We start from the raw sequence: 1,277 nt of genomic DNA, 5'->3' as shown, positions 1-1,277 counted from the left end.
CTTGGTGCGTCGAACTACGCCTATGTTGAGGCCAGCTGGAGCCAGAGCCTGCCGGACTGGATCGGGGCGCATGTCCGTGCATTTGAATATTTCGGCGGCGTACCGACGACGATCGTGTCGGATAATCTCAAATCGGCTGTGATCCGGGCCTGTTTTCACGAACCGACCATCAACCGCAGCTACACGGATCTCGCGCGGCACTATGGCACCGCGATCCTGCCCGCGAGGCCGTACAAGCCCAAAGATAAAGCGAAGGTGGAAAGCGCCGTGCTTTTGGTCCAGCGCTGGATTGTGGCCAAGCTGCGCAACCGGACGTTCTTTTCGCTGGCGGAACTGAACGCTGCCATCCGCGAGGCGCTTGCCCAAATGAACGCCCGCGTCAGCCGCCACCTGGGCGCCTCGCGCCAGGAGCTGTTCGACACGGTGGAAAAGCCCGCGCTGATGCCCTTGCCACCCACACGCCATGTACATGCGGACTGGCAAAAGGTCACCGTGCGACCCGATTATCACATCCGCATTCAGGATCATTTCTATTCGGTTCCAAATCGACTGGTCGGGGAGGCGCTGTGGGTCCGCATCACATCAGACACCGTCGAAGCCTTTCACCGCGGTCGGCGCATGGCCAGCCATCAGCGCGCAAGTCCGGGGGATCACGGGACCACCACCATCCGGACGCATATGCCACCCCATCACCGCCACTATGCCGACATGTCCATCGAAAAGCTGCAAGCCAAGGCGCAGGCCATCGGCCCCAATGTGGCCACCGTGATCGACGTGATCGTCCGGGACAAACCCCGTCCCGATCACGGCATCCGCGCAGGTCTCGGTGTTCTCCAGTTGGAACGCGGTTGTGGAGCGGAACGGCTGGATGCCGCCTGCGCCCGGGCACTCGTGCTGAATGCCTGTTCGCTCAAATCAATCACCTCGATCCTGTCCAACCGTCTGGAAGACCAGCCTGTCGATGCCGCACCTGATGCACCCCCCATCGCCCACGGCAATATCCGTGGCCCCAAGTATTTTCACTGAGAAAGAGAGGAAACCATGCTCACCCATCCCACCCACGACGCCCTGCGCGCATTGAAGCTCGACGGCATGGCCGAGGTCCTGGCCGAACTGCTGGCGCGCGAGGATAGCCGCCAAATGGACCCAATCGAATGGATCGGCCTCATGCTGGATCGCGAAAGCGCCACCCGCGACACACGCCGATTTCAGACCCGCCTGCGCGCCGCCAAGCTGCGCGACAGCACCGCGTGTTTGGAAGACGTGGATTATACATT

Annotated in this window: 2 protein-coding genes; both read left to right on the top strand. The window is 61.6% G+C overall.

From position 1 onward, the window contains the following. Nucleotides 1–1,026: IS21 family transposase (gene istA, locus MCRY_RS22310; protein WP_085633964.1), on the top strand; the 1,026-nt coding region annotated here is incomplete at its 5' end. 15 nt (nucleotides 1,027–1,041) lie between these two features. Beyond that, on the top strand, nucleotides 1,042–1,277 hold a 236-nt coding region (locus tag MCRY_RS22305; protein ID WP_217808267.1), incomplete at its 3' end, for an ATP-binding protein.

The sequence above is a fragment of the Marivita cryptomonadis genome, assembly GCF_002115725.1.
GTDB lineage: Bacteria > Pseudomonadota > Alphaproteobacteria > Rhodobacterales > Rhodobacteraceae > Marivita > Marivita cryptomonadis.
Note: the sequence above shows the minus strand (reverse complement) of the source record. Positions and strands in the feature narration are given on the sequence as shown.